20 protein-coding genes are annotated in these 24,896 nt (G+C 54.8%); 10 read left to right on the forward strand and 10 right to left on the reverse strand.

Annotated elements, in window-relative coordinates; all coding sequences use genetic code 11:
• Positions 1-707: 707 nt before the first annotated feature.
• Both asnS and pncB read right to left on the reverse strand, forming a co-directional pair.
• Entirely contained in the window at positions 708-2,108 is a 1,401-nt protein-coding gene (gene asnS / locus ACOTX5_RS10925; protein ID WP_015570955.1) for an asparagine--tRNA ligase, read from the reverse strand.
• 168 nt (positions 2,109-2,276) lie between these two features.
• Positions 2,277-3,479 carry a nicotinate phosphoribosyltransferase gene (pncB, locus tag ACOTX5_RS10930; protein WP_015570954.1) on the reverse strand — a complete coding sequence of 401 codons (1,203 nt, stop codon included), beginning with the start codon at positions 3,477-3,479 and terminating at the stop codon, positions 2,277-2,279.
• Between the two features lie 254 nt (positions 3,480-3,733).
• On the opposite strand from pncB, the gene pepN reads away from it, so the two are divergent.
• Positions 3,734-6,346 (forward strand): aminopeptidase N, encoded by a 2,613-nt coding sequence (gene pepN / locus ACOTX5_RS10935; RefSeq protein ID WP_023296264.1) that lies wholly within the window; start codon positions 3,734-3,736, stop codon positions 6,344-6,346.
• A 100-nt stretch (positions 6,347-6,446) separates the two neighbouring features.
• On the opposite strand, the gene ssuB is transcribed toward pepN, so the two are convergent.
• Genes ssuB through ssuE form a run of 5 tightly spaced genes read right to left on the reverse strand, consistent with a single transcriptional unit; the run spans position 6,447 to position 10,687 of the window.
• The gene (gene ssuB / locus ACOTX5_RS10940; protein ID WP_032653150.1) at positions 6,447-7,217 is read right to left on the reverse strand and encodes an aliphatic sulfonates ABC transporter ATP-binding protein; all 771 of its coding nucleotides are present in this window, start codon (positions 7,215-7,217) and stop codon (positions 6,447-6,449) included.
• The gene (gene ssuC, locus ACOTX5_RS10945; RefSeq protein ID WP_003858185.1) at positions 7,214-8,005 is read right to left on the reverse strand and encodes an aliphatic sulfonate ABC transporter permease SsuC; all 792 of its coding nucleotides are present in this window, start codon (positions 8,003-8,005) and stop codon (positions 7,214-7,216) included. Before ssuC ends, ssuB begins: the two co-directional genes overlap by 4 nt.
• Before the next feature lie 9 nt (positions 8,006-8,014).
• Positions 8,015-9,160: an FMNH2-dependent alkanesulfonate monooxygenase gene (gene ssuD, locus ACOTX5_RS10950; protein WP_017384817.1), complete on the reverse strand. Its 1,146-nt coding sequence runs from the start codon at positions 9,158-9,160 to the stop codon at positions 8,015-8,017.
• A complete protein-coding gene (locus ACOTX5_RS10955; protein WP_023296266.1) occupies positions 9,157-10,119 on the reverse strand; it encodes a sulfonate ABC transporter substrate-binding protein in 963 nt (320 codons plus the stop codon). The genes ssuD and ACOTX5_RS10955 overlap by 4 nt, the downstream gene beginning before the upstream one ends.
• Positions 10,112-10,687, reverse strand: coding sequence for an NADPH-dependent FMN reductase (ssuE, locus tag ACOTX5_RS10960; RefSeq protein WP_003858180.1), 576 nt, complete (start codon positions 10,685-10,687; stop codon positions 10,112-10,114). Before ssuE ends, ACOTX5_RS10955 begins: the two co-directional genes overlap by 8 nt.
• Positions 10,688-10,936: 249 nt before the next feature.
• On the opposite strand from ssuE, the gene pyrD reads away from it, so the two are divergent.
• On the forward strand, positions 10,937-11,947 hold the full coding sequence (gene pyrD, locus ACOTX5_RS10965) for a quinone-dependent dihydroorotate dehydrogenase (protein ID WP_015570907.1): 1,011 nt from the start codon (positions 10,937-10,939) through the stop codon (positions 11,945-11,947).
• 166 nt (positions 11,948-12,113) lie between these two features.
• Positions 12,114-12,656 carry a cell division protein ZapC gene (gene zapC / locus ACOTX5_RS10970; protein ID WP_015570906.1) on the forward strand — a complete coding sequence of 181 codons (543 nt, stop codon included), beginning with the start codon at positions 12,114-12,116 and terminating at the stop codon, positions 12,654-12,656.
• On the opposite strand, the gene ACOTX5_RS10975 is transcribed toward zapC, so the two are convergent.
• Positions 12,653-13,762: a YcbX family protein gene (locus tag ACOTX5_RS10975; protein WP_017384813.1), complete on the reverse strand. Its 1,110-nt coding sequence runs from the start codon at positions 13,760-13,762 to the stop codon at positions 12,653-12,655. The two genes, zapC and ACOTX5_RS10975, sit on opposite strands and share 4 nt — an antisense overlap.
• 98 nt (positions 13,763-13,860) lie before the next feature.
• Between ACOTX5_RS10975 and rlmKL the strand changes: the two genes are divergently transcribed.
• The 6 genes from rlmKL (at position 13,861) to rmf (ending at position 21,786) form a co-directional block, all read left to right on the forward strand.
• Positions 13,861-15,969, forward strand: coding sequence for a bifunctional 23S rRNA (guanine(2069)-N(7))-methyltransferase RlmK/23S rRNA (guanine(2445)-N(2))-methyltransferase RlmL (gene rlmKL / locus ACOTX5_RS10980; protein ID WP_026080728.1), 2,109 nt, complete (start codon positions 13,861-13,863; stop codon positions 15,967-15,969).
• A gap of 12 nt (positions 15,970-15,981) precedes the next feature.
• Complete coding sequence (locus tag ACOTX5_RS10985) at positions 15,982-17,889, forward strand: ABC transporter ATP-binding protein (protein WP_045911583.1); 1,908 nt, start codon at positions 15,982-15,984, stop codon at positions 17,887-17,889.
• Positions 17,890-17,902: 13 nt separating this feature from the next.
• The gene (gene pqiA / locus ACOTX5_RS10990) at positions 17,903-19,156 is read left to right on the forward strand and encodes a membrane integrity-associated transporter subunit PqiA (RefSeq protein ID WP_017693685.1); all 1,254 of its coding nucleotides are present in this window, start codon (positions 17,903-17,905) and stop codon (positions 19,154-19,156) included.
• Between the two features lie 4 nt (positions 19,157-19,160).
• Positions 19,161-20,801, forward strand: coding sequence for an intermembrane transport protein PqiB (pqiB, locus tag ACOTX5_RS10995; protein WP_032647911.1), 1,641 nt, complete (start codon positions 19,161-19,163; stop codon positions 20,799-20,801).
• On the forward strand, positions 20,798-21,364 hold the full coding sequence (gene pqiC / locus ACOTX5_RS11000) for a membrane integrity-associated transporter subunit PqiC (RefSeq protein WP_017384809.1): 567 nt from the start codon (positions 20,798-20,800) through the stop codon (positions 21,362-21,364). Before pqiB ends, pqiC begins: the two co-directional genes overlap by 4 nt.
• 254 nt (positions 21,365-21,618) lie before the next feature.
• Entirely contained in the window at positions 21,619-21,786 is a 168-nt protein-coding gene (rmf, locus tag ACOTX5_RS11005) for a ribosome modulation factor (RefSeq protein WP_003858162.1), read from the forward strand.
• Between the two features lie 71 nt (positions 21,787-21,857).
• On the opposite strand, the gene fabA is transcribed toward rmf, so the two are convergent.
• Together fabA and ACOTX5_RS11015 are read right to left on the reverse strand one after the other, a co-directional pair.
• The gene (gene fabA / locus ACOTX5_RS11010; RefSeq protein ID WP_000227926.1) at positions 21,858-22,376 is read right to left on the reverse strand and encodes a bifunctional 3-hydroxydecanoyl-ACP dehydratase/trans-2-decenoyl-ACP isomerase; all 519 of its coding nucleotides are present in this window, start codon (positions 22,374-22,376) and stop codon (positions 21,858-21,860) included.
• Between the two features lie 68 nt (positions 22,377-22,444).
• Positions 22,445-24,205, reverse strand: a complete 1,761-nt coding sequence (locus tag ACOTX5_RS11015; protein ID WP_045911584.1) for an AAA family ATPase — start codon at positions 24,203-24,205, stop codon at positions 22,445-22,447.
• Positions 24,206-24,391: 186 nt separating this feature from the next.
• Between ACOTX5_RS11015 and matP the strand changes: the two genes are divergently transcribed.
• The gene (gene matP, locus ACOTX5_RS11020) at positions 24,392-24,844 is read left to right on the forward strand and encodes a macrodomain Ter protein MatP (protein WP_006809347.1); all 453 of its coding nucleotides are present in this window, start codon (positions 24,392-24,394) and stop codon (positions 24,842-24,844) included.
• The last annotated feature ends 52 nt before the right edge of the window (positions 24,845-24,896 follow it).

Raw genomic sequence — 24,896 nt, forward strand, 5'->3', positions numbered from 1 at the left:
CAGCCCTCGCTTCTGAAAAGCCGTCAGGAAACGGTAAAATCCAACCAAGTGAGCAACTTCACTTGATCAAAGATCTAAGGCTAGAATGATGGAATTCCAACCTTAGTTTGCAAATAGCCGTTTTTTTATGACACTCGCCACTGCCGCCAATAAATTCTGTCAATAAATATTTCCGGAACTATTGATGAGAGTTAGGTGTCTTTATGTGTCTGACAGGCATCTTTCCATTCATAGAACCGTTTCGCTACACTGAAAGTGCTACAATCTTCAAGATTCAGTTACCAAAAGAAAATATGTGTAACCAAATATGTATTTTTGGGAACTTTGTGAAGCACCTCAAATTTCAGTGCCGCCTGGCGAATTAAACATCCGCTTTATTCTTATATATATGATTTCCTTATGTTTAATTTAGCTAAAGGCCTTTCGTATAAACAGAAGTTAAACGGCTCATTTTTTCTTATGATCGACAAAAGCCATCCAGATGGCTGTGAAATTGGTTGTTTTTTATGCTAATGCGTAAGAATTGTTTTAAGCGCAATAAGAATGGGGTTATTTTTTTGTCTCAGGATATTTCGTGGAAACAAAACGTAACAGGTAGAGGTAATAGCGGGGTTGTGGTTTAAATACGCTTACTTCTGACTGACGAAAACTGACATTGCAGGATAAAATAATGGCCAGCATTTGCTGGCCATTAATGATTTGGTCGGTTAGAAACTTGCGTTACGCGGTGTGCGTGGGAACGGAATCACATCACGTACGTTCTGAACACCTGTTACGTAAGCAATCAGACGTTCGAAGCCCAGGCCAAAGCCGGAGTGTGGAACGGTGCCGTAGCGACGGAGATCGCGATACCAGCTGTAGTCCGCCGGGTTAAGGCCCATCTCCTGCATACGCGCGTCCAGCACATCCAGGCGCTCTTCACGCTGGGAGCCACCGATGATCTCACCAATGCCCGGCGCCAGGACATCCATCGCGGCAACGGTTTTACCGTCTTCGTTAAGGCGCATATAGAACGCCTTAATGTCTTTCGGATAGTTTTTCACCACAACCGGTGCTTTAAAGTGCTTCTCTGCCAGATAACGTTCGTGCTCGGAGGAGAGATCCACGCCCCAGTAAACCGGGTTTTCGAATTTCTCACCGCATTTTTCCAGGATAGCGACCGCGTCGGTGTAATCCACCTGCGCGAAGTCTGCGGAGACGAAGCGCTCAAGACGGGCGATGGCGTCGTTATCGACACGCTCAGCGAAGAATTTCATGTCGTCTGCGCGCTCTTCGAGAACGGCTTTAAACACGTATTTCAGCATCGCTTCTGCCAGGGCTGCCGCGTCATTCAGATCGGCAAAGGCCACTTCCGGCTCCAGCATCCAGAATTCCGCCAGGTGACGGCTGGTGTTGGAGTTTTCCGCACGGAAGGTTGGGCCGAAGGTATAGATCTTAGACAGCGCACAGGCGTAGGTTTCACCGTTGAGCTGGCCGGAAACCGTCAGGAAGGCTTCTTTACCAAAGAAGTCTTTGTCGTAATCGACTTTACCTTCCGGCGTACGCGGCAGGTTTTCCATATCCAGCGTTGAAACGCGGAACATTTCACCTGCGCCTTCGGTATCGGAAGCCGTGATCAGCGGAGTAGAAACCCAGAAGTAACCTTGCTCGTCAAAGAAGCGATGCAGCGCCTGCGCCAGCGTATGACGCACGCGGGCAACCGCACCAATCAGGTTGGTGCGCGGACGCAGGTGCGCGACTTCACGCAGATATTCGATGCTGTGACGCTTCGCAGCCATCGGGTAGGTGTCCGGATCTTCAACCCAGCCGGTCACTTCCACCGAGGTCGCCTGAATTTCGTAGCTCTGACCCTGGCCCGGAGAGGCCACCACAACACCGGTGACGATCACGGAACAGCCGGTTGTCAGGTGCAGAACGTCATCATTGTAATTGGGCAGAGAATTATTAATGACGGCCTGTACAGGATCAAAGCAGGAACCGTCATAGACGGCGAGGAAGGAGATGCCAGCTTTAGAATCTCGGCGAGTACGCACCCATCCGCGCACGGTGACCTCCTGGTCAACGGCGACACGGCCCTGGAGTACGTCGGCTACAGGCACAACGCTCATAATATTCTCTCTGTTAATAGTCGGAAAAAATAAACACTTGTCCGCCCTTATAGGGGGGATATCTATGTTACCTGCCATCCGCTATCAGACAAGTAAATTTCACCGTCTTAAGAGAAGAAATAAGAAATTAATAAGAGAAGGGGAGCCATGAAGGCTCCCCCGAAGCCGTTAGCTGGCTTTTTTAACCTGAGGCAGATCGAAGGCTTTACGTAATGCGCGGACAAACGCTTTGTCATGGCAGATGGTTTTGCCCGGACTGTCGGAGAGCTTCGCGACCGGCTTACCGTTACATTCCACCAGTTTTATGACGATGTTCAGCGGTTTCACCTGAGGAATATCACAGGTTAACCGCGTACCAATCCCGAAACTCAGGTTCACCCGCGATGAGAAATGACGATAAAGGTCGACGGCTTTCGCCAGGTCAAGGTTATCGGAGAAGACCAGCACCTTACTCATGGGGTCGATGCCCAGTTTTTCGTAATGGGCGATGGCTTTCTCACCCCATTCAACCGGGTCCCCGGAATCATGGCGCAAACCCTGGTAGCGTTCGGCAAACTCAGGGCCAAAGTCGCGCAGGAACGCGTCCATGGTAATGCAGTCGGTAAGGGCAATACCCAGCCGATCCGGGTATTCCTCTAGCCACGCGGCGAGGGCGGCGCGCTGGCTGTTGGCAAGGTCAGGGCTGATCTGCTGGTGCGCCTGGAACCATTCGTGTGCCTGGGTGCCCATAGGCGTTAAATCAAGGCGACGTGCCAGATCGTAGTTACTGGTGCCAACGAACCACGGCTCCTGTTGCAGACGTCTGACAATGGCTTCCTGAACCTCGCGAGAGAAGCGGCGGCGCGTGCCAAAGTCCATCAGACGGAATCGGGACATATCCAGCCCTTCGGTCAGTCTGGAAAACTCAACGAGTTTATTCTCCAGAGCGGCAACCGCCTGCGTCACACCGGTTTCAGGGGAGCGATAGCGGTGGGCCAGCTCGCTGATCACGGCCAGAAGCGGCACTTCCCACATGATCACCTCACGCCACGGGCCGGTCAGACGAATGTCCAGCTTGCCGTTATCATTGGTGACGGTGACCTGTTCCGGGTTATAGCGGAACTCACGCAGCCAGTTCAGATAATCCGCTTTAAAGAAAGGCAGGCCTGAAAGCCACTGATATTCGTCATCGGTGAGCGCCAGATGCTGCATGGCCTCGACCTGTTCACGAATGGAATCTGCGTAGATACCCAGCAAGTCGTCACCCCGGCAGCGAAATTCCGCCGCAACATGGACATCATGATAGTGGTGAAACACGGCTTGCTGCATATGCAGCTTGTACGCGTCGGTATCCAGCAACGTATGCAGAACCGGAGAAGCGAATTGAGTCATAGGTGCGCTGTAGCATCCTCTCACGGGAGCGTTTAGTACAATAAACAACTCCGGAGTATACCCTGTTTAGTGATTTATTGAACCCCGATCACAACATAAGCACACTTTATGTTCGAGAGCATTTCGTGCCCCGTGTTATAAAAATGTAGCTAAAAAGGGCGTTGTGCCTGAAAAGATGAACATTCTGCATAGCGCGTTTTACACAACAGGAATATATTGAATCGTTACTCGACAAACGATGCATAAGGTTTTCTATGACACAACAGCCACAAGCTAAATACCGCCACGACTATCGTGCGCCGGAATACCTGATAAGCGATATCGATCTGACTTTCGACCTGGATGCCACAAAAACCGTGGTGACGGCGATAAGCCAGGTGACGCGCCAGAGCGCGACTGCCGTGCCGCTGCGTCTGGATGGTGAAGACCTGACGTTGGTTTCCCTGCATATTAACGATGAAGCCTGGTCAGACTATAAAGAAGAAGGCAACCAGCTGGTCATCGACAACCTGCCGGAACGCTTTACCCTGCGCATCGTGAATGAAATTAGCCCTGCCGCCAATACCGCGCTGGAAGGACTTTACCAGTCAGGCGTAGCCCTGTGTACCCAGTGTGAAGCCGAAGGTTTCCGCCACATTACCTGGTATCTGGATCGCCCGGACGTCCTGGCGCGCTTTACCACCAAAATTATTGCCGACAAAACGCTGTACCCGTACCTGCTTTCCAACGGCAACCGGATTGCTGAAGGGGAACTGGAGAATGGCCGTCACTGGGTACAGTGGCAGGATCCGTTCCCGAAACCCTGCTATCTGTTTGCGCTGGTGGCGGGAGATTTCGATGTCCTGCGCGACACCTTTAAAACGCGCTCTGGCCGTGAAGTCGCGCTGGAGCTGTTCGTGGACCGTGGCAACCTTGACCGCGCACCGTGGGCAATGACCTCCCTCATCAACTCCATGAAGTGGGATGAAACGCGCTTTGGCCTCGAATATGACCTCGACATCTATATGATCGTTGCGGTCGATTTCTTCAACATGGGCGCGATGGAGAATAAAGGCCTTAACATCTTTAACTCTAAATACGTGCTGGCGCGTACCGATACCGCCACGGATAAAGATTACCTCGATATCGAACGCGTTATCGGCCACGAATATTTCCATAACTGGACCGGGAACCGCGTCACCTGTCGCGACTGGTTCCAGCTGAGCCTGAAAGAGGGCTTAACCGTCTTCCGCGATCAGGAGTTCAGCTCCGATCTGGGATCGCGGGCGGTGAACCGCATCAACAACGTGCGCACCATGCGTGGTCTGCAATTTGCAGAAGATGCCAGCCCAATGGCGCACCCGATCCGCCCGGATAAAGTCATTGAGATGAATAACTTCTACACCCTGACGGTGTATGAAAAAGGCGCTGAAATTATCCGTATGATCCACACCCTGCTGGGTGAAGAGAATTTCCAGAAAGGGATGCAGCTTTACTTTGAGCGTCACGACGGCAGTGCGGCCACCTGCGACGATTTTGTTCAGGCGATGGAAGACGCCTCTAACGTCGATCTGTCTCATTTCCGCCGCTGGTACAGCCAGGCCGGTACGCCGATTGTGACGGTCAAAGACGACTACAACCCGGAAACCGAGCAGTACACGCTGACCATCAGCCAGCGCACGCCGCCAACGGCCGAGCAGGAAGAGAAACATCCGCTGCACATTCCATTCAGCGTTGAGCTGTACGACAACGAAGGCAACGTGATCCCGTTACAGAAGGGCGGCCACCCGGTGCATAACGTGCTGAACGTGACCCAGGCAGAGCAGACCTTTATCTTCGATAACGTCTATTTCCAGCCCGTTCCTGCCCTGCTGTGCGAATTCTCCGCGCCGGTGAAACTCGAATATAAGTGGAGCGATCAGCAGCTGACGTTCCTGATGCGTCACGCGCGCAACGATTTCTCGCGCTGGGATGCGGCACAAAGCCTGCTGGCGACCTACATCAAGCTGAACGTCAACCGTTACCAGCAGGGCCAGCCGCTGACGCTGCCGGTTCATGTGGCAGACGCGTTCCGTGCCATCCTGCTGGATGAGAACATTGACCCGGCGCTGGCGGCTGAAATTTTGACGCTGCCGTCTGCGACTGAAATCGCCGAGCTGTTTGACATCATCGACCCGATTGCCATCGTCGCCGTGCGTGAAGCGCTGACCCGCACGCTGGCGACCGAACTGGCAGATGAGTTCCTCGCCATTTACAACGCCAACAAGCTGGACGCGTATCGGGTGGAACATGCGGATATCGGTAAACGTTCCCTGCGCAATACCTGCCTGCGCTATCTGGCGTTTGGTGAGGCAGAGCTGGCGAACACGCTGGTCAGCAAGCAGTACCACGAAGCCGATAACATGACGGATGCCCTGGCCGCGCTGGCCGCAAGCGTTGCCGCCGAGCTACCGTGCCGCGATGCGCTGATGCAGGAGTACGACGACAAGTGGCATCAGGATGGTCTGGTGATGGACAAGTGGTTCATCCTTCAGGCCACCAGCCCGGCAGCCGATGTACTCAGCAAAGTACGCAGCCTGCTGAAGCACCGTTCGTTCACCATGAGCAACCCGAACCGCGTCCGCTCTCTGATTGGTGCCTTCGCCAGCAGCAACCCGGCCGCGTTCCATGCCGAAGACGGCAGCGGTTATCAGTTCATGGTTGAAATGCTGACCGAGCTTAACAGCCGTAACCCGCAGGTGGCGTCTCGTCTGATTGAGCCGCTGATCCGCCTGAAACGTTACGATGCGCAGCGTCAGGCGAAAATGCGCGCCGCGCTTGAGCAGCTGAAAGGGCTGGACAATCTGTCTGGCGATCTGTACGAGAAGATTGCTAAGGCGCTGGCCTGATGTAAAAAAGCCCGGTGGCGCTACGCTTACCGGGCCTACGTGGGGTCGCGGGGCATCGGTTTTCTCCCTCTCCCTGTGGGAGAGGGCCGGGGTGAGGGCATCAGGCATTAGCCTTTATCCGCTGAATCTCCGCTTCCCCACGTTTCATCACCCGATCCAGTACTTCGGCTTCCAGCTCCGCCAGTCTGGCCGATCCCACGCGGCGAGGACGTGGAATATCTACCGTCAGATCCAGACCAATTTTGCCCTCTTCTATTAACAGCACCCTGTCTGCCATTGCCACGGCTTCACTGACATCATGCGTCACCAGCAGTACCGTAAAGCCGTGCGCCTGCCAGAGGGTTTCAATCAGATCCTGCATCTCGATCCGCGTCAGGGCATCAAGCGCGCCGAGCGGTTCATCGAGCAGCAACAGGCCGGGACGGTGAATCAGCGCGCGTGCCAGCGCTACGCGCTGCTTTTGTCCACCCGACAGGGCCGCAGGCCACTCTCCCGCGCGATTCTCCAGCCCTACCGCTGCGAGTGCCTGCCGGGCGTCCTCCCGCCAGCTGCCCTTCAGGCCCAGCCCGACGTTATCCATCACCGTTTTCCACGGCAGCAGACGCGCGTCCTGAAACATCATGCGCGTATCATCCTGAATCGTGGCCAGCGGCGTAGTGCCTGCCAGAATGTCACCGCTGTTTGGCGCTTCCAGCCCGGCTAAAAGACGCAGCAGGGTACTCTTGCCGCCACCGCTGCGGCCGACAACGGCCACGAACTGTCCGGCAGGAATATGCAGATCCAGTGCATTCAGAATGGTGTTGTCGCCGTAGCGTTTGGTCACGCCGTTCAGCAGTAACGGTGTTCCCTGGTTCAGTCGTGCAGTATTCATGCTTTCGCCTCCTGAGCGGTGTAGGCCGGGTTCCAGCGCAGCCAGCTACGTTCCAGCCACTGGGCGCTGACGTCCGCAAGTTTGCCGAGCAGGGCATAAAGGATAATGGCAACCACCACCACGTCCGTTTGCAGGAACTCGCGGGCGTTCATCGCCAGATAACCAATGCCGGAGTTAGCCGAAATGGTTTCCGCCACGATCAGGGTTAGCCACATCAGGCCGAGCGCAAAACGCACCCCAACCATAATGGAGGGCAGGGCGCCCGGCAGGATCACATGGGTAAACAGGGCAAAACCTGACAGGCCATAGCTGCGGGCCATCTCCACCAGACCGCGATCGATATTACGGATCCCATGCCAGGTATTGATATAAATCGGGAATAACGTTCCCAGCGCCACGAGGAAAATTTTGGCGCTCTCATCAATGCCAAACCACAGGATAACCAGCGGAATAAGCGCCAGATGCGGCACGTTGCGCAGCATCTGAACGGAGGTATCCAGTAGCCGCTCACCCCAGCGTGACAGGCCGCTGATCAGCCCCAGCGTCAGGCCGATGCTTCCGCCAATCGAAAAGCCAATTACCGCGCGCCAGGAGCTGATGGCAAGATGTTGCCACAGCTCACCGCTGGCGCTTAGCGACCAGAACGCTTCCACAACGCCCTCCGGAGAGGGCAAAATACGGCTCGACAGCCAGCCAGTTGAAGACGCCAGTTGCCAGACGAGGACAATGCCGACGGGCAGAAACCACGGCGCGGCGCGCAGCAGCCATTTTTGTGCGGTTGCAGACATGGTGGCTCCTTAGCTTTGCGCGACTTTTCTCGGGATAAACGCGTTTGCCACGGCTTCGCCCTGCAACTGAAGCTGACGTGGCTGCGGAATTTCCGGGATAGCGACATCCAGGTGCGGGAACAGCAGTTCACCCACCTTGTACGCCTCCTCCAGATGTGGGTAGCCAGACAGGATAAAGCTGTCGATCCCCAGCGCCGCGTATTCATTAATGCGTGCCGCTACGGTTGGACCGTCGCCGACCAGTGCCGTGCCGGCGCCGCCGCGCACCAGACCTACCCCGGCCCACAGGTTCGGGCTGATCTCAAGATTTTCACGCTTGCCGTTGTGCAGGGAAGCCATCCGGTGCTGGCCCACGGAGTCGGTTTTGGCAAACGCCGCCTGTGCTTTGGCGATAGTGTCGTCGTCCAGATGAGCGATCAGACGGTCGGCGGCTTGCCAGGCCTCGTCGTTGGTTTCACGTACGATCACGTGCAGGCGAATACCAAAGCGTACCGTACGGCCATGTTCTGCGGCTTTAGCGCGTACCTGAGCAATTTTCTCTTTCACCAGCTCCGGTGGCTCGCCCCAGGTCAGATAGAGATCGACCTGCTCAGCCGCCAGCTCCTGCGCCACGTCCGACGATCCGCCGAAATAGAGGGGAGGGCGCGGCTGCTGTACCGGCGGGAAGTAGAGCTGTGCATCGCGAACGTGGATATGTTTCCCTTCGAAGGTGACGGTTTCCCCTTCCAGCAGACGTCGCCAGACGCGGGTGAACTCTGCGGAGGCTTCATAGCGCTCGGTATGATCGAGGAAGACGCCATCGCCCGCCAGCTCCTGCGGATCGCTGCCCGTCACCAGGTTGAACAGCGCACGGCCATTGGAAAGCCTGTCCAGCGTTGCCGCCTGACGCGCCGCGACGGTGGGCGACACCACGCTCGGGCGCAAGGCTACCAGGAATTTCAGACGCTGGGTGACGGGGATCATTGACGCGGCAACCAGCCACGCATCCTCACACGAGCGGCCCGTAGGGATCAGTACCCCGGTAAAACCGATGCGGTCTGCCGCCTGGGCGATCTGCTGTAGATAGCCGTGATCGACCGGGCGGGCGCCTTCTTCTGTGCCAAGATAGTGTCCATCACCGTGGGTGGGTAAAAACCAGAAAAGATTCAGACTCATGATTTTTTTCCTTCAATGCCAGCGGGTTGCCAGATGCGTTCGCGAATATTCACCTGCTTTGGAACCAGGCGGTTTTGATAAAAGAGGTCTGCCGTTTGCTGCTGGAGAGCGGCAACGTGGGCGTCAATCGGTGCTATGGTGGTGGGAGGACGGTGGTCAAGATAGGTGGCGATCACCGGTTCAGGCAGGCCCATGGTTTTTGCCAGCAGCGTGATGCTCTGCTGACGCTGGCTTTGGGTCAGCGCATCGGCCTGAGAGAAGGTATCCAGCACCTGCTGAATAAATGCGCCATTTTTCTCAGCGTAAGGACGTGCCGCCAGGTAGAACGAACCGGTCTGCTTCAGGGTGGTGCCGTCTTTCAGCACCCGCACACCGCCCTGCAACAGTGCGGCGGAGTAGTACGGATCCCAGATAGCCCAGGCATCAACATTTTTTTGCTGAAACGCCGCGCGCGCATCGGCAGGCGTCAGGTAAACGGGCTGGATATCGGTGAATTTAAGGCCGGCCTCCTGCAACGCGCGCAGCAGCAGGTTGTGCGAGCTTGAACCTTTCTGGAAAGCAACCTTATGGCCTTTGAGGTCGGCGACGCTTTTGATCTCGCTGTTTTCCGGCACCAAAATAACCTCTGCCTTCGGCTTGGCGGGCTCAACGCCAACGTAAACCAGATCCGCCCCGGCAGCCTGCGCAAAGATTGGCGGGATATCGCCGGTGCTGCCTAAATCAATACTCCCGACGTTCAGCGCCTCCAGCATCTGTGGTCCGGCAGGGAACTCGACCCATGAGAATTTGGTCTCCGGGAAACGCTTCTCAAGCAACGCATGGCTTTTCGCCAGCACCATGCTGACGCTGCCTTTCTGATAACCGATACGCAGGCTCTCCGGCGCTTTCTCCGCCGCCTGAGCCAGCGACGCCACTGCCAGCAGACCTGCCAGCCCGATACGGGTAACTGTTTTAAACATGCGCCACTCCTTGTGATTGATGAAATGCTGCCGCGTGGCGATCCCGACGGTTCAGGGCGTGCCAGAAGGTTTCGAGCGCACTGTCGAGGCGGGTTTGCAGATTCGGCGTGAAATGGGGTTTATGCTGGTAGTCGATTACCTGTGAGTCGTCAGCGAAGACGCCATGCAGGATCTCCTGCGCTTTCAGCGCGTTCAGAACCGGCTTGAGGGCATAATCCACCGCCAGTAAATGGGCTACCGTACCGCCTGTGGCCAGCGGCAGGACGACCTTACCGTCCAGCGCGCGTTCGGGCAGCAGATCGAGCAGCGTTTTCAGTGCGCCGGAAAAAGAGGCTTTGTAAATCGGTGTCGCGACGACCAGCCCGTCAGCACTCTTAAGTTGTTCGATCAGGGTTTTCAGCGCCGGGCTGTCGAAACGGGCGTAGAGCAGATCTTCAGGCGCGAAATTGTGCAAATTCCAGTGACACACTTCGACATCCAGAGCATTAAGCTTTTCGCGAGCGTATTCCAGCAGTGCGCTGGAGCGAGAGGGGAAGCGGGGGCTTCCGGCCAGGGTAATGACGCGCATGGTTGCTCCTTATAACTAATTGTTTGCTTTTATCTAACATTCATAACAATTTTCAGGAGTGTGACATTGCGTGGTTATTCCACTAAATGATTTATCCTCAGGATGAATGCAGAAAAATGCATAAGAAGCGAACCGATAAGTAAACGATTGCGTTTTACGTGGCTTTTTTTGCCACAGGTCAATTCCCTTTCCGGGCGGGATCGCACATAATCCCCTCCCGGTTTGCACACCGGGAATCCAGGAGAGTTCATGTACTACCCCTTCGTTCGTAAAGCCCTTTTCCAGCTCGATCCTGAGCGCGCTCATGAATTTACATTTCAGCAGTTACGCCGTATTACAGGAACGCCTCTGGCCGCGCTGGTGCGTCAAAACGTGCCGGAAAAACCAGTTCAGTGCATGGGCCTGACTTTCAAAAATCCACTGGGCCTGGCGGCCGGTCTGGACAAAAATGGCGAATGCATTGATGCACTCGGTGCGATGGGCTTTGGCTCGATCGAAATCGGGACGGTGACGCCGCGTCCGCAGCCGGGAAATGACAAGCCACGTCTGTTTCGCCTGGTTGAAGCCGAGGGGCTGATCAACCGCATGGGCTTTAATAACCTTGGCGTCGATCATCTGGTTGAGAACGTTAAGAAAGCCCATTTTGATGGCGTGCTGGGTATTAATATTGGCAAAAATAAAGACACGCCGGTCGAGCAGGGTAAAGATGACTATCTGATTTGTATGGAAAAAGTCTATGCCTATGCCGGTTATATTGCGGTGAATATATCTTCGCCTAACACCCCAGGACTGCGTTCATTACAATATGGCGAAGCGCTCGACGATCTTCTTAGCGCCATTAAAAATAAACAAACGGCGCTACAGGCGATCCACCATAAATATGTTCCGGTCGCGGTTAAGATCGCCCCGGATCTTTCGGCAGAAGAATTGATCCAGGTTGCCGACAGTTTAGTTCGCCATAATATTGATGGTGTGATTGCAACCAATACAACACTCGATCGCTCTCTCGTTCAGGGAATGAAAAACTGTGACGAAGCGGGTGGATTAAGTGGCCGTCCGGTACAATTAAAAAGCACCGAAATTATTCGCGCACTCTCCGCAGAATTAAAAGGTCAGCTGCCGATTATTGGCGTGGGTGGCATTGACTCTGTCATCGCTGCACGTGAGAAGATGGCGGCAGGTGCATCGCTGGTGCAAATTTATTCCGGCTTTATTTTTAAAGGGCCGCCGCTGATTAAAGAAATCGTCACGCATATCTAATCTTTTCTCTTAATCAGACAACCAGGGCTTTATTTCCAGCCCTGGTTGTTTTATATTCCGTCATTGTTGCTTATTTAAACATTATAGTCTTTTATTACTAGTGTTATAAGCGAAGCGGCAAACAGGACATTTTTAGTACAGGACGTTTAGGGGACGGGAGAGAAACATGCGAATTAAACCTGACGATAACTGGCGCTGGTATTTTTGTGACGAGCATGACCGTATGATGCTCGACTTAGCCAATGGCATGTTGTTTCGCTCTCGTTTTGCGCGCCGAATGTTAACGCCAGACGCGTTTGCTCCCTCAGGCTTTTGCGTTGACGACGCTGCACTCTATTTCTCTTTTGAAGAAAAATGCCGCGAGTTCGATCTCTCCAAAGAACAGCGCGCTGAACTGGTACTAAATGCGCTGGTGGCGATCCGTTTCCTGAAACCGCAAATGCCGAAAAGCTGGCATTTTCTCGCCCACGGCATGTGCTGGACCCCGGCTATCGGCGATGCGGCGAGCGTAAATCTGAGCGATACCGAAGAAGAGGTGAATTTGCTGGTGGTTGAACCCGGTGAAAACGCTGCGCTCTGTTTGCTGGCCCAACCCGGCGTGACCATTGCCGGGCGAGTTATGCAGTTAGGTGATGCCATCAAAGTGATGAATGACAGGCTGAAGCCACAGCTGCGCGTTGATTCCTTCAGCCTTGAACAGGCAGTTTAAGCTTCCAGCTGTACGGATGTTTTCGGGACACAGCTACAGCACAGGATCGTGCCGTCACTGCCAATCGCAGATTTCTTCAGGGCACTTACTTCACCATCGACCAGTTTAATGCGACAGCATCCGCAAATCCCCGCGCGACAGGAATACGGTACGCGGATACCTGCCTGTTCCAGCTGTTCCAGTAGCACCTGCTGATTGTTACCACGGATAACTTTGCCTTCCCAGTGAATATCCACCGCGGAAGCGACGTTGGTGACAACGTCAACCATCTCTTCTTCCTGACCTGCGCCGTACACCCTGGCAGGCCCGCGGGTGAGAATTTCGACCTCGTCGCCCACGCGGATCACGCCGCTGGAGCGGGGGATCAGGTTCTGGCCGAAGTCGACATCGCCGTTATCCTGCGCGGTACGAAATGACTGCAAGGTTTTCAGCGGTTCGCCGGAAGGGTGTTTCTGGCCTTTCTCCGGGCTGACGGTGGTAAAAATACAGCGGCTGCACGGCTTCACGACATCAAAAATAACGCTGCCGATGCGGATCACTTTCCAGGTATCTTCATCCCAGGCATTCGCTCCGGTCACCACCAGATTCGGGCGAAATTGCTCCATCTGCACGCTGGCTTTGCAACGGTTTTGTAAATCACGCAGCGAGGCCTCGCTGGTCAGAAGGAAGGGAAAACCATCCGCGAAGGAGAGAGGAACCGCATCGTGGCGCTTCACGCGACGGGTCAGCGCAGGCCCAACCCAGCGCAGCTGAACGTCACGGGAGAAAAAGCCGCTCAGCCACTGGTTAATGTTATCCGGCGCGATACGCGCGGTAAAATGATTGCCCCACACTTCCGTTGGCGCATCAAGCGGCGCAAAATCAGCAAAGCGGATCACGACGCTTGAACCGTCCGGCGCAGTCAAATGCAGCCCGTCATGAAGCGGGGAAGGGGTAAAGCGAACCATCTGCGGGAACTGACGTGCGGTGATAAACGTACCGTCAGGCTCGGTGACCATAAAAATACGATCAAAGGCGAATCCGCTCATATCGGCCAGCGCGTGAGAGACGCCGATGCCGCGCATGGATTTCACCGGATGAATAAAAAGCCTGGATAACGTCGCCACTGCACACTCCCGCTAAAGAAAATAAGCCTTCAACTTTATGACATACACGCCATATTAGCTATAATGCGCGACAATTTTCTATGAGTAAAAGTGACGATATGAATTCTCTGTTTGCCAGTACGGCCCGTGGGCTGGAAGAGCTGTTAAAAACTGAACTGGAAGCCCTGGGCGCGAAAGAGTGCCGGGTGGTTCAGGGTGGTGTCCATTTTGAGGGCGACACGCGGCTTATTTACCAGAGCCTGATGTGGAGCCGTCTGGCGTCGCGCATCATGCTGCCGATGAAAGAGTGCAAGGTCTACAGCGATCTTGATCTCTACACCGGCGTACAGATGATCGACTGGACAGAGATCTTCACCCCGGACGCTACCTTTGCGGTGCATTTCAACGGCGTCAACGATGAGATCCGCAACAGCCAGTACGGTGCCCTGCGCGTTAAGGATGCCATTGTGGACTGCTTCACGCGTCGCAATAAAGAACGTCCGAACGTTGACCGTGAAAACCCGGATCTGCGTATCAACGTCTGGCTGAACGGCGATACGGCCAGTATTTCCCTGGATCTGAGTGGCGCAGGCCTGCATCTGCGCGGCTATCGCGATCGCACCGGGATGGCGCCGATCAAAGAAACGCTGGCTGCCGCTATCGTGATGCGCTCCGGATGGCAGCCAGGTACGCCGCTGCTCGATCCGATGTGCGGTTCCGGTACGCTGCTGATTGAAGCCGCGATGCTGGCCACCGACCGTGCGCCAGGACTGCACCGCGGCCACTGGGGCTTCAAAGGCTGGGCGCAGCACGATGAGGCCATCTGGAAAGAGGTCAAAGACGATGCGCAGACCCGCGCCCGTAAAGGGCTGGCGGAGTACACCTCTCACTTTTACGGTTCGGACAGCGACGCACGGGTGATTGAACGCGCGCGCAGCAACGCCCGTCGTGCCGGTATCGGCGAGCTGGTGACCTTCGAGGTGAAGGACGTGGCGAATCTGACCAATCCTCTGCCAAAAGGCCCGTACGGTACGGTGATCAGCAACCCGCCGTATGGTGAGCGTCTGGACAGCGAGCCGGCGCTGATTGCACTGCACAGCCTGCTGGGCCGCAACATGAAAGCGCATTTCGGCGGCTGGAACCTCTCCCTGTTTAGCGCCTCGCCGGAGCTGCTGAGCTGCCTGCAATTGCGTGCCGATCGCCAGTTCAAAGCGAAAAACGGCCCGCTGGACTGCGTGCAGAAAAACTACCATCTGGCAGAGGTAGCGGCGGATAGCAAACCGTCAGGCGTGGCGGAAGATTACGCCAACCGCCTGCGCAAAAACCTGAAGAAATTTGAGAAGTGGGCGAAGCAAGAAGGCATCGAATGTTATCGCCTGTACGACGCTGACCTGCCCGAGTACAACGTTGCGGTTGACCGCTATGCGGACTGGGTGGTGGTTCAGGAATACGCCCCGCCGAAAACTATCGATGCGCAAAAAGCGCGTCAGCGTATGCTGGATGTGATTGCGGCCACCATCGCCGTACTCGGCATTTCGCCAAACAAGCTGGTGCTGAAAACACGTGAGCGTCAGAAAGGCAAAAACCAGTATCAGAAGATGGGCGAGAAGGGTGACTTCATCGAAGTGGGCGAATATAACGCGCGGCTGTGGGTTAACCTGACCGACTACCTTGATACCGGCCTGTTCCTCGATCACCGTATCGCCCGCCGCATGCTGGGCCAGATGAGCAAGGGCAAAGACTTCCTGAACCTGTTCTCCTATACCGGCAGCGCCAGCGTTCATGCGGGGCTTGGCGGCGCGCGTAGCACCACCACGGTAGATATGTCCCGGACTTATCTGGAGTGGGCAGAGCGCAACCTGCGTCTTAACGGCTTAACCGGCCGTCAGCATCGCCTGTTACAGGCCGACGTGCTGGGCTGGCTGCGCGATACCGACGAGCAGTTTGACCTGATCTTTATCGATCCGCCGACCTTCTCTAACTCCAAGCGTATGGAGGATAGCTTTGATGTTCAACGCGATCACCTGCGCCTGATGACCGACCTGAAGCGTCTGCTGCGTAAAGGCGGCACCATTATGTTCTCGAATAACAAGCGCGGATTCCGCATGGATCACGACGGCCTGGCCGAACTGGGACTGAAAGCACAAGAAATCAGCCAAAAAACGCTGTCTCAGGACTTTGCCCGTAACCGTCAAATCCACAACTGCTGGCTGATCTCCGCGGTCTGAAAGGAAAAATAAATGTCTTTAATTAGTATGCACGGCGCGTGGCTCTCTTTCAGCGACTCACCGCTTCTCGATAATGCAGAGCTGCATATCGAAGATAACGAGCGCGTCTGTCTGGTGGGCCGTAACGGCGCAGGTAAATCGACGCTGATGAAAATCCTCAACCGTGAGCAGGGGCTGGATGACGGCCGTATTGTTTACGAGCAGGATCTGATCGTCTCTCGTCTGCAACAGGATCCGCCGCGTAACGTCACCGGCAGCGTGTACGATTTTGTGGCCGAAGGGATTTCAGAGCAGGCGGAATACCTCAAGCGTTACCACGAGATTTCGCATCTGGTGATGACGGACCCGAGCGACAAGAATCTCAACGAGCTGGCAAAAGTGCAGGAGATGCTCGATCACCACGGTCTGTGGCAGTTGGAAAACCGCATTAATGAAGTGCTGGCCCAGCTTGGCCTGGAAGCGGATATGGAGCTGTCGGCGCTCTCCGGCGGCTGGCTGCGTAAAGCGGCGCTGGGTCGTGCCCTGGTGAGCGGGCCTAAGGTGCTGCTGCTGGACGAACCGACGAACCACCTGGATATCGAAGCGATTGACTGGCTGGAAGGGTTCCTGAAAACCTTTAACGGTACCATTATCTTCATCTCCCACGACCGTTCGTTCATCCGCAACATGGCTACGCGCATTGTCGATCTCGATCGCGGCAAGCTGGTGACCTATCCGGGCGATTACGATACCTATCTGCTGGAGAAAGAAGAAAACCTGCGCGTGGAAGAGCTGCAAAACGCCGAGTTCGACCGCAAGCTGGCCCAGGAAGAGGTATGGATCCGTCAGGGCATTAAAGCGCGTCGTACCCGTAACGAAGGCCGCGTTCGCGCCCTGAAGGCGATGCGCCGCGAACGTAGCGAACGCCGCGAAGTCATGGGTAGCGCCAAAATGCAGGTGGAAGAGGCGTCCCGCTCGGGCAAGATTGTCTTCGAAATGGAGAACGTGAATTATTCGGTTGACGGCAAAGTGCTGGTGAACGATTTCTCCGCTCAGGTTCAGCGCGGCGACAAAATTGCGCTGATCGGCCCGAACGGGTGCGGTAAAACCACACTGCTGAAACTGATGCTCGGTCAGCTCCAGGCCGACAGCGGTCGTATCCACTGCGGTACCAAACTGGAAGTGGCGTACTTCGACCAGCACCGCGCCGAGCTGGATCCAGACCGTACGGTGATGGATAACCTCGCCGAGGGTAAACAGGAGGTCATGGTTAATGGCAAGCCGCGTCACGTGCTGGGCTACCTTCAGGACTTCCTGTTCCACCCGAAACGCGCTATGACGCCGGTGCGCGCGCTGTCCGGGGGAGAACGTAACCGTCTTTTGCTGGCGCGTCTGTTCCTGAAACCCAGTAACTTATTGATTCTCGATGAACCGACTAACGATCTGGATGTCGAAACGCTGGAACTGCTGGAAGAGTTGATTGATGGTTATCAGGGCACTGTGATGCTGGTCAGCCACGATCGTCAGTTTGTCGATAACACCGTGACCGAGTGCTGGATCTTCGAAGGCGAAGGACGCATCGGGCAATATGTGGGCGGCTATCATGACGCGCGTGGACAGCAATCGCAGTCGCTGGCGCAAAAACAGGCGAAGACCAAAAATGTCGCTGAACCTGTTGTTGCAAAGGCAGAAACTGTCAAAAAGTCTCCTGCTAAAATGAGTTATAACTTGCAGCGCGAGCTGGAGGGGCTGCCGCAGCGTCTGGAAGAGCTGGAAGGTGCACTGGAAGCACTGCAAATTCAGGTCGCTGATGCGTCATTCTTTACGCAGCCTCACGACTATACTCAGAAAGTATTGGCTGAACTCTCCCAGGCTGAACAGGCGCTGGAAGAGGCATTTGAGCGCTGGGAGTACCTTGAGTCTCTGAAAAACGGCGCATAAACAGGGATAATCTATGTGTGACCAGCACCATGCCGATCGGCATATATTATGCTCGCAATGCGATATGCTCGTGGCGTTGCCAGAGCTTGGTCACGGACATAAGGCTGCCTGCCCGCGCTGTGGCGCTACGCTGACGACCGAGTGGGACGCGCCAAGGCAGCGTCCTACGGCGTATGCGCTGGCAGCCTTATTCATGTTACTGCTCTCCAATCTCTTCCCTTTCATCTATATGAAAGTGGGCGGGATGACCAGCCAGGTGGATTTACTGGAAATTCCAGGCGTGATGTTCTCGGAAGATTACGCCAGCCTTGGCACCTTCTTTCTTCTTTTCGTGCAGATCGTCCCGGCTTTTTGCCTGGTCGTCATTCTGCTGCTGGTCAACCGCGTCAGGATGCCCACTGTCCTTAAAATCAAACTCGCGCGGATCCTGTTCCAGCTGAAAAGCTGGGGGATGGCGGAAATTTTTCTCGCCGGTATTCTGGTCAGCTTCGTGAAGCTGATGGCCTACGGCGATGTGGGGATTGGCAGCAGCTTTATTCCGTGGTGTCTGTACTGCGTGCTGCAACTGCGCGCATTCCAGTGCGTGGACCGACGCTGGGCCTGGGACGATATTGCCCCGGCGCCTACGCTGTCGCAGACGGTAAAGGTAGGCGTACCGGGTATCCGTCAGGGGCTTCGCTCCTGCTCGTGCTGCACCGCCGTGCTGCCTGCGGATGTAGAGGTGTGTCCGCGCTGTGAAACAAAAGGTCACGTCCGGCGTAAAAATAGCCTGCAATGGACCATGGCGCTGCTGGTGACCTCTGTCATGCTCTATCTGCCCGCCAATATCTTGCCGATCATGATCACCGATCTGCTCGGCGACAGAATGCCCTCGACCATACTGGCCGGGGTGATTTTGCTGTGGAGCGAGGGGTCATACCCTGTGGCAGGCGTCATATTCCTCGCCAGTATTATGGTTCCGACCTTAAAGATGATTGCCATTGCCTGGCTTTGCTGGGATGCAAAAGGGCACGGTAAGCGAGACAGTGAGCGCATGCATCTGATTTATGAGGTCGTGGAATTTGTTGGCCGCTGGTCGATGATTGACGTGTTCGTGATTGCGGTTCTCTCAGCGCTGGTGCGTATGGGTGGGCTGATGAGTATTTATCCCGCTATGGGAGCGCTGATGTTTGCGTTGGTCGTCATTATGACCATGTTTGCGGCCATGACCTTCGACCCTCGTTTATCGTGGGATCGTGAGCCCGATTCAAGCCATGAGGAAGAGTAAGAGCATGGAAAATAAGAGTGGAGAGGCTAAAGTGCAGAAGGTCAGAAACTGGTCGCCGGTGTGGATTTTCCCCATCGTGACCGCGCTGATCGGTGCATGGATCCTGTTTTATCATTACAGCCATCAGGGACCGGAAGTCACGCTAATTACCACCAATGCAGAGGGGATTGAGGGCGGAAAAACCACCATCAAGAGCCGCAGCGTGGATGTGGGTGTCGTGGAAAGCGCGACCCTGACGGATGATTTAACCCATGTTGAAATCAAGGCCCGCCTGAATGCCGGCATGGAAAAACTGCTCCATGAAGATTCTGTTTTTTGGGTAGTGAAACCGCAGGTCGGGAGAGAAGGGATCAGCGGCTTAGGGACGCTATTGTCCGGGGCTTATATTGAACTCCAGCCCGGCAACAAAGGCGCCCAGCCAGCAAACTATCAGCTGCTGGATTCACCGCCGCTTGCGCCACCGGATGCTAAAGGGATCCGCGTTATTCTGGACAGCAAAAAAGCGGGGCAGCTATCGCCGGGCGATCCGGTGCTGTTCCGTGGGTATCGCGTCGGTTCGGTTGAAACAAGCACCTTCGATCCGCAAAAACGGACCATCAGCTATCAGCTATTTATCAATGCGCCTAATGACCGCCTGGTGACCAGCAACGTTCGCTTCTGGAAAGACAGCGGGATCGCGGTGGATCTCACCTCTGCGGGAATGCGCGTTGAGATGGGTTCACTCACCACGCTGTTTGGTGGGGGCGTCAGTTTTGACGTGCCGGAAGGCATGGAGCTCGGGCAACCGGTGGCGGAGAAAACCGCCTTCAGGCTGTTTGACGATCAAAAAAGCATTCAGGATGCGCTCTATACCGATCACATCGACTACCTGATGTTCTTTAAGGACTCTGTACGCGGCTTGCAGCCAGGGGCACCAGTTGAGTTCCGCGGTATTCGTCTGGGGACAGTGGGACAAGTGCCTTACTTTGTTCCGGGACTGAAGCAGATGCTTGATGATGATTATCGTATTCCGGTGCTGATCCGCATTGAGCCTGAGCGTTTGATTAACCAGATAGGTGAGGACCAGGATATTGGGGAGCATATCAGCGACCTTCTGAATCGCGGGCTGCGTGGCTCGCTGAAAACCGGCAACCTGGTCACAGGGGCGTTGTATGTCGATATGGACTTCTATCCAAAAGCGCCACCAATGACGGGGATCCGTGAATTTGGCGGCTACAAAATTATTCCTACGGTCAGCAGTGGCCTGGCGCAGATCCAACAGCGCCTGATGGAAACGCTGGATAAGATCAACAATCTGCCGCTGAATCCAATGCTTGAGGCCGCGACGGGATCACTGCATCAGAGCCAGGCGACGATGCAACGTCTGCAAACCACGCTGGATAATATCAACAAGATCACTGCCAACCAGTCCATGCAGCAGCTGCCGCAGGATATGCAGAAAACGTTGCGCGAACTGAATCGCAGTATGCAGGGCTTCCAGCCGGGCTCAGCGGCTTACAACAAGATGGTGGCGGATATGCAACGTCTTGATCAGGTTTTACGCGAGCTACAGCCCGTTCTGAAAACGCTCAATGAAAAGAGCAACGCGCTGGTGTTTGAAGCGAAAGACAAAAAGGATCCTGAGCCTAAGAGGGCGAAACAATGAAAAAATGGCTAATCATCGCAGGCGCACTGGTATTAACGGCCTGTAGCTCTGGAAGCGATAACAAAAGCTACTACCAGTTGCCGTTAAGCGCGCAATCCGGTGCGCAGAGTAGCACCTCGCAGGGCAGCCGTCTGCTGTGGGTTGAACAGGTTGCCGTGCCAGATTATCTGGCGGGCAACGGGGTGGTCTACCAGACCAGCGATGTGCAGTACGTTATCGCCAACAATAACCTGTGGGCCAGCCCGCTGGATCAGCAGCTACGCAATACGCTGGTGGCGAATCTGAGCAGCCAGCTTCCTGGTTGGGTAGTCGCCTCGCAGCCTCTGGGAAGCGATCAGGACACTCTGAATGTTAACGTGACGGGATTCCATGGCCGCTATGATGGTGCGGTTGTTATCAGCGGGGAGTGGCTCTTGAATCATCAGGGCCAGCTGATTAAGCGTCCTTTCCATCTGGAACTGAAGCAGCAGAAAGATGGCTATGACGAAATGGTGAAAGTGCTTGCTCAGGGGTGGGCACAGGAGTCGGCTGCTATCGCAAGAGAGATTTCCCGGCTGCCATAAGTAAAATTCATCGACGAAAGCCGCACTCAGCTTCTTGCTGATTGCGGCTTTTTTTTCGTTTTATGTTCAGTTTGTTACTTGTCCCGCGTCACATTTTTTGTACAAACGATCTTCCATGTAGCTCACAAATATGACACCCGTATGAATTTTGAACGTTGACGCTGACGCCGATTCGGGGTATTCGTTAACTGTGCTTGCACATATTGCAATCACTGTTTTCTTTCCACCAGACAAAAGAATGAGGGAAACGAGGCATGAAGAGACAGAAACGAGATCGCCTGGAAAGGGCTCATCAACGTGGTTATCAGGCTGGCATCGCCGGACGTTCAAAAGAAATGTGTCCCTATCAGGCCCTGAATCAAAGGTCCCAATGGCTAGGGGGCTGGCGAGAAGCCATCGGAGACAGGGCAGTACTTGCTTGATACCGTCTCTTTAAAAAGAAACCTCCGCAATGCGGAGGTTTCGCCTTTCTGGAAGGGGCTAAATGCCGTTATCAGAAAGCGGAGGTATCCTGGAACAGACCCACTTTCAGGTCGTTCGCAGTATAGATAAGACGACCATCTACCAGCACTTCACCGTCCGCCAAGCCCATAATCAGGCGGCGGTTAACGATGCGTTTGAAATGGATACGGTAGGTGACTTTCTTCGCGGTAGGCAGAACCTGACCGGTGAATTTCACTTCGCCTACGCCCAGCGCACGGCCTTTACCTTCACCGCCAAGCCAGCCCAGATAGAAGCCAACCAGCTGCCACATGGCATCGAGGCCCAGGCAGCCAGGCATTACCGGATCGCCAATAAAGTGGCAACCGAAGAACCACAGGTCCGGGTTGATATCGAGTTCTGCTTCTACGTAACCCTTATCAAAGTTGCCGCCGGTTTCGGTCATTTTCACGACACGGTCCATCATCAGCATATTTGGGGCCGGTAACTGCGGGCCTTTCGCACCAAACAGTTCACCGCGACCAGAGGCAAGAAGGTCTTCTTTAGTATAGGATTCGCGTTTATCTACCATGTTCTCAGTAAGCCTTATTTTAGTGAAGGACGCAGGATAGCTAACACGTGTACGCTGAACAAGTCCGATCAGTTAGCACTAAACCAACTTAACCAGCGTAACGGCCACGGATAACGATGACGAGCATCCTGCTGTGTCGCCTGAGCTATACGTTCCTGAATGGTCTGCATCAGGGTTGTCTGGCCTTCGCCGTCCCAGACCAGGTTTGTCAGTAAGGGTAGAGCATCCTCAACCCCTTCGATGGCCCAGACGGCGAATTGTTCCTGCTCTACCGCATCCAGAATCGCCTGGCTCAGGCTCAAATGGCGAGCGTTAGGCGCCGGAATAATCACGCCCTGTTTGCCGTTTAAACCGCGCTGCTGGCAGATAGCAAAGAAGCCTTCGATTTTCTCATTCAGTCCACCCACCGGTTGAGCACGACCAAACTGATCTACGGAACCGGTAATCGCAATATTCTGATTAATCGGTACGTCTGCAAGCGCGCTGATCACGGCGCACAGCTCTGCCATCGAGGCGCTGTCGCCGTCGACTTCACTGTAGGACTGCTCAAAGGTCAACGAGGCAGAGAAGGGGATCTGCTGCTCCAGCTGAAGTTCAGACATCAGGAATGCCTGCATGATCATCATGCCTTTGGCATGAATGTTTCCGCCCAGTTCGGCCTTGCGTTCGATATCGGTAAATTCGCCGTCACCAATGTGCACGACACAGCTGATACGGGAAGGCTCGCCAAAGGCGCGCGGGTGTCCGGGGAACTCGATGACGGACAAGGCGTTGATTTGCCCGATACGTTCGCCTTCGGTCTCCACCAGAATCTGTTCCAGCAGAATTTCATCCTGCATACGGTCAGCAAGATAACCTTCACGCCATTCACGCTGGGCCAGCATCTGGCTAAGCTGCTCGCCGGTAAACGGACCGTTGCCGCTGATAACGCCCACTTCACGCAGCTGTTTACCGATCCAGAGCGGGCAGAGCGGCAGGGTTTCCTGATCGCCAGTGTAGCGTACGGCCTCGCGGATTAAGCCCGGCCACGCATCCACGGCAGGCGAGGGCAGCGCGAAACGTTCCGCCACGGCCATAACCCACTGACACCACTGCGCCATGTCATTGGCATCGGCGATCTGAATATTGTCTTCAAATTCACTGTAAACCGCCTGCTCCGCGAGTTCTGGCTCCATTTCCTGGAAATCAGCCAGAGATTCACGGTCACCCGTCAGCACGACGGTCAGCGACAGCGGCATAGACGGAATGGAAACAGGCAGCGGACGTGAATCGTCGTAGCCTATCCAGTCAAAACGTTGCTGCATCACCACCGTTTTCAGGCGCATCCACAGCAGAGGCTGTGCGAGCAGGGTGCGAAGGGAGATGAGCAACACACCACCGTTCGCGCGGTGTACCAGACCGGGTTGCAGTGACACATCGCCATTGAACTGACGAAGGCAGCCGAACAGCTGTTCTGCTTCCACCCAGTTGGCGGTGATCACTTCGCCTTTTGCAGCGAATTGTCCGTCTGCCTGCGTGGCAGGTTCGAAGGTCACGTCACGTCCGGCAATATGATACTGACCACCAAAAACGGCATTCGTTTTTGGATGCAACTGGCGCATGGCATCACCGAGAAGCGTCAGATACTCGGCTTCTTCCGGGGCTTTGAGCAGCATGAAAGGAGATGTAGCCCATGGGGATGACATCTGCTCCAGCGCGTAATGCAAACGCGGTTGTGTATCGCTAAGTATGAATTCGTGTTCTTTTGTGAGGTCTGGCTGTGCAAACAGCTCCTGATAGCTCTCGGTATCCGGAACCAGGTCACGCCATGCAAGTTTCGTAATGGTCAAAGTTGATGTTTTTTAGTCAGAAGTAAAACCGTGGAGTATACCGTAAGCGGCGCACTCTGCCCAATCAGGATTCGGGTTTTCGTCATGCGGATCGCCTGCGGCGTTTCACAGGATATGATTTCTTTTCAGCAGATTGCCAAAAAACTGATATTCTGAACAGAGTTACACGGTAACACTGAGATCGCAATGAAATATCAACAACTGGAAAACCTCGAAAGCGGCTGGAAATGGAAGTACCTGGTCAAAAAGCACCGTGAAGGGGAGCTGATCACCTGCTACATCGAAGCCAGCGCGGCACAAGAAGCTGTGGATATGTTGCTGACCCTCGAAAACGAACCGGTACAGGTCAACGGCTGGATTGAGAAACACATTAATCCGGCCTTGTTAAACCGGATGAAGCAAACTATCCGTGCTCGTCGTAAACGGCATTTCAATGCCGAGCATCAGCACACCCGTAAGAAATCGATCGACCTGGAGTTCATGGTCTGGCAGCGTCTGGCCGGGCTTGCGCAGCGGCGCGGGAAAACCCTGTCGGAAACGGTGGTGCAGCTGATTGAAGATGCCGAGCACAAAGAGAAGTATGCCAGCCAGATGTCGACGCTGAAGAACGATCTACAGGCACTGTTAGGTAAAAAATAAGCTTTTTACTTTTCTTCAGATAATAAAAAACCCCGCATCGCGGGGTTTTTTT

The organism is Enterobacter cloacae complex sp. IR5441 (assembly GCF_049238215.1).
Classification (GTDB): domain Bacteria; phylum Pseudomonadota; class Gammaproteobacteria; order Enterobacterales; family Enterobacteriaceae; genus Enterobacter; species Enterobacter hormaechei_C.

Bases quoted from the DNA above. Each gene is read 5' to 3' on its own strand.
- asnS (WP_015570955.1), bottom strand. From the start codon at position 2,108: ATGAGCGTTGTGCCTGTAGCCGACGTACTCCAGGGCCGTGTCGCCGTT.
- pncB (WP_015570954.1), bottom strand. From the start codon at position 3,479: ATGACTCAATTCGCTTCTCCGGTTCTGCATACGTTGCTGGATACCGAC.
- pepN (WP_023296264.1), top strand. From the start codon at position 3,734: ATGACACAACAGCCACAAGCTAAATACCGCCACGACTATCGTGCGCCG.
- ssuB (WP_032653150.1), bottom strand. From the start codon at position 7,217: ATGAATACTGCACGACTGAACCAGGGAACACCGTTACTGCTGAACGGC.
- ssuC (WP_003858185.1), bottom strand. From the start codon at position 8,005: ATGTCTGCAACCGCACAAAAATGGCTGCTGCGCGCCGCGCCGTGGTTT.
- ssuD (WP_017384817.1), bottom strand. From the start codon at position 9,160: ATGAGTCTGAATCTTTTCTGGTTTTTACCCACCCACGGTGATGGACAC.
- ACOTX5_RS10955 (WP_023296266.1), bottom strand. From the start codon at position 10,119: ATGTTTAAAACAGTTACCCGTATCGGGCTGGCAGGTCTGCTGGCAGTG.
- ssuE (WP_003858180.1), bottom strand. From the start codon at position 10,687: ATGCGCGTCATTACCCTGGCCGGAAGCCCCCGCTTCCCCTCTCGCTCC.
- pyrD (WP_015570907.1), top strand. From the start codon at position 10,937: ATGTACTACCCCTTCGTTCGTAAAGCCCTTTTCCAGCTCGATCCTGAG.
- zapC (WP_015570906.1), top strand. From the start codon at position 12,114: ATGCGAATTAAACCTGACGATAACTGGCGCTGGTATTTTTGTGACGAG.
- rlmKL (WP_026080728.1), top strand. From the start codon at position 13,861: ATGAATTCTCTGTTTGCCAGTACGGCCCGTGGGCTGGAAGAGCTGTTA.
- ACOTX5_RS10985 (WP_045911583.1), top strand. From the start codon at position 15,982: ATGTCTTTAATTAGTATGCACGGCGCGTGGCTCTCTTTCAGCGACTCA.
- pqiA (WP_017693685.1), top strand. From the start codon at position 17,903: ATGTGTGACCAGCACCATGCCGATCGGCATATATTATGCTCGCAATGC.
- pqiB (WP_032647911.1), top strand. From the start codon at position 19,161: ATGGAAAATAAGAGTGGAGAGGCTAAAGTGCAGAAGGTCAGAAACTGG.
- pqiC (WP_017384809.1), top strand. From the start codon at position 20,798: ATGAAAAAATGGCTAATCATCGCAGGCGCACTGGTATTAACGGCCTGT.
- rmf (WP_003858162.1), top strand. From the start codon at position 21,619: ATGAAGAGACAGAAACGAGATCGCCTGGAAAGGGCTCATCAACGTGGT.
- fabA (WP_000227926.1), bottom strand. From the start codon at position 22,376: ATGGTAGATAAACGCGAATCCTATACTAAAGAAGACCTTCTTGCCTCT.
- matP (WP_006809347.1), top strand. From the start codon at position 24,392: ATGAAATATCAACAACTGGAAAACCTCGAAAGCGGCTGGAAATGGAAG.